Origin of the sequence: Dolichospermum sp. LEGE 00246 (assembly GCF_015207865.1) — a bacterium.
GTDB classification, from domain to species: Bacteria; Cyanobacteriota; Cyanobacteriia; order Cyanobacteriales; family Nostocaceae; genus Dolichospermum; species Dolichospermum heterosporum.
Genome location: NZ_JADEWA010000401.1, coordinates 1 through 5,073, shown reverse-complemented (window position 1 = coordinate 5,073; position 5,073 = coordinate 1). Strand labels below are relative to the sequence as shown.

The 5,073-nt window shown below is 36.3% G+C and carries 6 protein-coding genes; 5 read left to right on the top strand and 1 reads right to left on the bottom strand.

The features are described from left to right. Nucleotides 1-396: 396 nt before the first annotated feature. From IQ228_RS20775 to IQ228_RS20755, 5 genes are all read left to right on the top strand, one after another. Nucleotides 397-1,035 carry a PAP/fibrillin family protein gene (locus IQ228_RS20775; RefSeq protein ID WP_193964248.1) on the top strand — a complete coding sequence of 213 codons (639 nt, stop codon included), beginning with the start codon at nucleotides 397-399 and terminating at the stop codon, nucleotides 1,033-1,035. A 288-nt stretch (nucleotides 1,036-1,323) separates the two neighbouring features. Further along, complete coding sequence (locus IQ228_RS20770) at nucleotides 1,324-1,512, top strand: hypothetical protein (protein ID WP_193964247.1); 189 nt, start codon at nucleotides 1,324-1,326, stop codon at nucleotides 1,510-1,512. Between the two features lie 231 nt (nucleotides 1,513-1,743). Further along, nucleotides 1,744-2,109, top strand: coding sequence for a VOC family protein (locus tag IQ228_RS20765; protein WP_193964246.1), 366 nt, complete (start codon nucleotides 1,744-1,746; stop codon nucleotides 2,107-2,109). Between the two features lie 329 nt (nucleotides 2,110-2,438). Continuing rightward, the gene (locus IQ228_RS20760; RefSeq protein WP_193964245.1) at nucleotides 2,439-2,699 is read left to right on the top strand and encodes a hypothetical protein; all 261 of its coding nucleotides are present in this window, start codon (nucleotides 2,439-2,441) and stop codon (nucleotides 2,697-2,699) included. 542 nt (nucleotides 2,700-3,241) lie between these two features. After that, nucleotides 3,242-3,760, top strand: a complete 519-nt coding sequence (locus tag IQ228_RS20755; protein WP_193964244.1) for a hypothetical protein — start codon at nucleotides 3,242-3,244, stop codon at nucleotides 3,758-3,760. Between the two features lie 166 nt (nucleotides 3,761-3,926). Here the strand turns inward: IQ228_RS20755 and IQ228_RS20750 are convergent. Then, nucleotides 3,927-5,073: hypothetical protein (locus tag IQ228_RS20750; RefSeq protein ID WP_228043987.1), on the bottom strand; the 1,147-nt coding region annotated here is incomplete at its 5' end.

Here is a 5,073-nt window from a genome sequence, read left to right as displayed (position 1 = left end):
ATATTAGCGTCTATAACTTATTATTTTATTGGTTAGTATTCTTGCTAACATTCTATATTGATTTTAACTCTGTATTAATCTATCAAACATAAACTCAATGTCTTGTCAAGTTTGTTGCTGTACTGTTGAAGTTGTCCGCATTCCATGAAAATAAAGTTTCGGGGTTGCATAAATGCGGGATGATTTATTTCACGCAGAGGCGCTTCAGACGCGGAGAGAATCAGAGTTTGAGATTTCAATACATCAAATTTCATCCCCTGATTCAGCAACGCCAAAGTTTCATCCACTTCTTGAACGGAAATAATTACAGATTCACAGCGATGTCTGCGGCGTTCTGTAGGAAGTATCGTCTTTTTAGGTTACAGTCTTCTAAGTATTCTATAACTATTTCATCTCATGAATAATCAAATCTTGAAGGAAAAATTACAAGCAACAATCAAAAAGATTCAAACTAAAGATGATGGTTCTCCTGTTACTAATTTGAGGCTGGATAAAACTTTAGTTGCAGAAATTGAACAGTTAGTAATAGATTTAGAAAGTCTCAATCCTCATCCGCAACCTCTTCTCAATGCTACTGCTTTATTAGAAGGAGCTTGGCAACTGCAATACTCCACAGCTAGAGAAATCCGTTCTTTGGACTCTCTACCATTGGGTTTACAAATAGGTAAAGTTTATCAAGTAATTAATATTGCCAATAAACTATTTTTTAATTTGGCTCAAGTGCAACATCCTCTGAAAATCATATCAGGATATGTGAAAGTCACAGCTAGTTTTGAACCTGCTCTAGATACATCGGGTTTAGCAGACAAACGCATCAATGTTGATTTTGATAAACGTTATTTGGCGATTGAGAAAATTGTAGGTATTGATACGCCTAAACTAAATCCTTTTAAAGTTGTAGCGGCTAATAATCCTCAAGGGAGAATTGCCACTCTTGATATCACTTATTTAGATGAAACTTTAAGAATTGGACGTGGGGGAGATGAAAGTTTATTTATTCTCAATAAAGTCAATGATTTACCTAATTTATCCTAAAAATGGCTGAGAGCTTGATTTTTAAATCATCGCTTAAAGTTTGATAGCGTTAGTCATTTTTCTAATTTCAGAAGATAACCTGCTCTGACTCTAACTTGACAAAATTATTCATAATTTTCATCTATCTGGTGGATAATATTGAAGTTGCTAATTGTCGTTCTGATGGTAGATTGTGCTAACGCATTCTGTAATTTTGGGCATTTTCTTATTTTTCCTGAAAACCGGGAGGAAACAATAGTTTTTGAGTAAATATGTTTTGATTACGGTAGACAACTAAAACTATATATCATGTCAACTCAAGTTCATTTAGTTACTATTATCGAAAATGTTACCTTGTTGGTATTCTACACAGACTCGGATTGTTGGCAGTTCCGGTTAATTAGTGCTGGTGGTGAAGTGTTTGGGGAACGCAAACTTTATTACACTCCAGAAGCTGCCGAAAAAGCCGGTCGTGAATGGATTCATCAGGGATATTAAGCTGTTTCCAGCTTGGTTAAATTGGTGAATTTGTATCAATAGTAATTTGTTGATTACAGTCTTGATATTTATAAATCACTCGCTATATAACTTGGTTGATTTTACGTCAACTAGCAAAGAATTTTGGCATACTGTAAGATAGAATAAGTCTCAAAAATTGACTAGCACAAAACATCGTTACTATCAACTTTTATACTGAAATTAATCACTTTCTACAACCAGAGGTGTAAAATGACAATTACCCTTAATCACACCATAGTACCGGCACACGATAAAGAAGCATCTGCACAGTTCTTTGCCCAAATTTTTGGTTTAAAGGTAGAACCTCCCCTTGCTCACTTTGCTGTCGTGCGTCTAAACAATCAATTGACCTTTGATTTTGATAATAGAGAAAATTTTGAGTCACACCACTATGCTTTTCATGTTACAGATCAAGAATTTGATGCTATCTTTGCACGGGTAAAGGAAATGGGTTTGGAATACAGTAGCGACCCTATGCACCAACATCAAGGTGAAATTAATCACAGAAAAGGTGGTCGAGGTTTTTACTTCTATGACCCCAATGGTCATAACTTGGAACTGCTGACCCGTGAATAAGGAACTTCCAATAAAAAAATACCCCATTCGTTTTAGTGCGGAAGGCTTACCTGATAATCTTTTTGAGTTCTGTCTTGCGTTACTAGTTTCTGAAGCATAAATTGAGCATCAGAGTCAAAGTTACATAAATTTTCGGCACAACACTTTTATTGTCCAGAAAAATGTTGTATCCTAGTTTTCCCAATGTAATTTTGGATAACTAAACTTCATCAAAACTTTTTGCGGATTTTTCTGAAGATGATTGAAAGACTACCCTAATCTAGCTCATAATCTATGTTAAAATTCTCAATTTTTTATATGCTGTTTTCAAAACTTTCAAGGGCTAAACTATGAAACTAATTAAAAAATCTGAAAAGCTAATTCTCAACAAAATCAAGAGTATGGAGTCGGAAGAAGAAAATCTCCAAACCGAGATTATTAATACTCCAGAACCTGTGCTTGAGGAAAGCAGAGTAATCAATGTAGAGAATCAACAACCTAACTACATTCCTTGCCGAGATAATCCCATAGTTTACTCTGTTGGCAAAACAGGATGGCAGGTTTCTGAAATCTGGAAAGAGATGAGATTAGATGATTTTTGTAATAGCTAGTAAGTAGATTGATCGAAAAATTTCAGGTCATGTAACGGTATGTAAAGTTATGTGAATGCGATATTCTGATTGAGTTTCAGGCATTTTACAAAACGCAATACATTTTGCTTTTCTTATGTATACTTATTTACCGCCATAAAATCAAGAAGTTGATACAGTCGGCTTTTCAGCTAACTCATGATCGCTAAACCCCTGATTATTGCGTCAGTTTCCGAAAATTTGTCATTGAGTGAATTTTCTTTGCGGATTGTTTTGTGCGCCATGGCGCACAAATTTCCCAGAGATAAATTTTGTGCGCCAATTTTTTCTGCCCCCCAACTCTGTTGGTATGACGCTTTTTAAGTAATTGGACAAAATTAATTACACAAAAATTGGGGCTGAAATCCTTTAGACATCATAAGGACTGATTTTTGCTAGTATCATGAAGTTTTCGCCATTGTATAAATCTCATTTTGTGACATACTCCTTGCAATAGTTTCAATAAGTGAATTTAAAGATGGTGAAAACGTCGTGACAGTAACTTTATTTAAGAGAACAAACAAATGGTATTGGAAGAATTAAAGTGGATCAAGAATATAGCACGACAGGACGGTGGAGGCTGGGCTTATGACGAGAATGAGTTTCAAGCTGCTGGTGGTTGCACTAGGCAGGATGGTGAGTTTTTCAGGTTGATGTTTTGGAACGAGGGAGCAGCCCGTGACCCCAAAATCAAAAAGGGAGATATGGCATTTCTCACACAAGATCGTAAGTTGACTCACCTGATTAAGTTTGTAAAGGATACTGATGACATCAGACCTTACTTGATAGGGAGAAAAAAAGCATTTGATCGTGAAGTAAAAATCATTTGGTCGGAAAAAGACCCAAGAAAGATGAGGAAATTACCTGCCGCCAAAGAAATCCTGGGTTATGAACTTATATCACTGCAAGGAATGACTCAACTTATACACTACTCTGACTGTGGTGATTTTAAGCTTAGATGGGTAGAAGAGGGAATAGAAAACCATGAGGGTTTCAAACAACACGTCGCCATGAAGCTCAGAGAGCTAGGATGGGAAGGATAGTCCATGTCAGCGATTAGTTCCATTCACTCACGAAGTTCTCGCTACCTTCCCGTTTAAGAGTCCTGCTAGGACGAGGCTTGTACCCATGTTCCGCTCTGCTTTGCGCTTTTGGGGAAAGGGCTTGTTCCTCCCGCTAGAAAGCTCCTTTCCCCAAGAACTTGGTTAATTAAAGACTTAATAACCCTGCCTTTTGTAAACGTGAGAGTAAACCAGGACGATTGCTGTAATCTGTTTGCATTTCCTGAACGCGTAACTTAAACTGCTCTAGCTTTCCTTGATATTCAGCTAAATCGCGTAGATTTCTCAAATGTGCAATTGCATCATCATAGGATTTAGATTGTTTGAAAGCAATTAATCTAAAAACCTCCTCCCATAATTTGGCTTCCTTGGGAATTAGTGCTAACAATTCACGAATTCTTGCCTCCTTTACCGCTTTAAGCTCTTGTTGTTGGCGAAGTTTGCTACAATCCTTGGCACTAGCTATTAGTTGAAAAAGCAATCGTCTATTACCATTACTTTGAACTAAAGTAAGTTGACTCTTAGATAATTCTTTCAATCTTTTTGCTAATTGAACTCCAATTAATGGCTCATTCTTGAGGACTTTAACCAAAAAGTCGTTGCGTTCTGCTTCTGGTAAAGTGGGAATTAATGTTTCTAAAGATGTAAATTCTGCCTGTGTAGAATTACTAGCTTTTGCTGCTACTGTAATTAAATCATTATCAACCTTAAAAAACTCAACAAAACTTTGCAGCGAGTCCGACAACTTTTGCAAATTGGCAGGTACAGGTGGTTCTAGTACATCTGACTCATCTTCAGATAGCTCATAATCATCGCAGACTCTAGTTTTCGCTTTTAACCAAGCCAAATATAAAACCCGGCAATCACCTTGTAATAATTCATTTCTCAGTGATGCTAAATTAGACAGCCAACCCTCACCTTCTATCCAATCTTGATATTCTTCATCATTGATATTGATATCAAGAATTAGATAATTTGAAGTATTAGAAACCGAAATACAATCATCTACACAATATTGCTTAATCAAAGTAGCATCTACCAGTTTTTTCGGCAACCGAAATAAAAGCTGTCGAGTTCCCCAGTTAGCCATGTACAACATGACATCAAAACACTTTTCTAACAAATCTTGGGGATTGCCCCGAAAGTCACCGTAACTATAAGTGAAAGCTGCTTTTGTTGGTGATAATTCCACTCGACTAGAAAGACTTTCAATGTAACTTTGTTCAGTTTTTGTTAGTATTCTATCTAAAGCTTGAAATTCATAATACTGGTATTCACTCATAATTATCCTATTT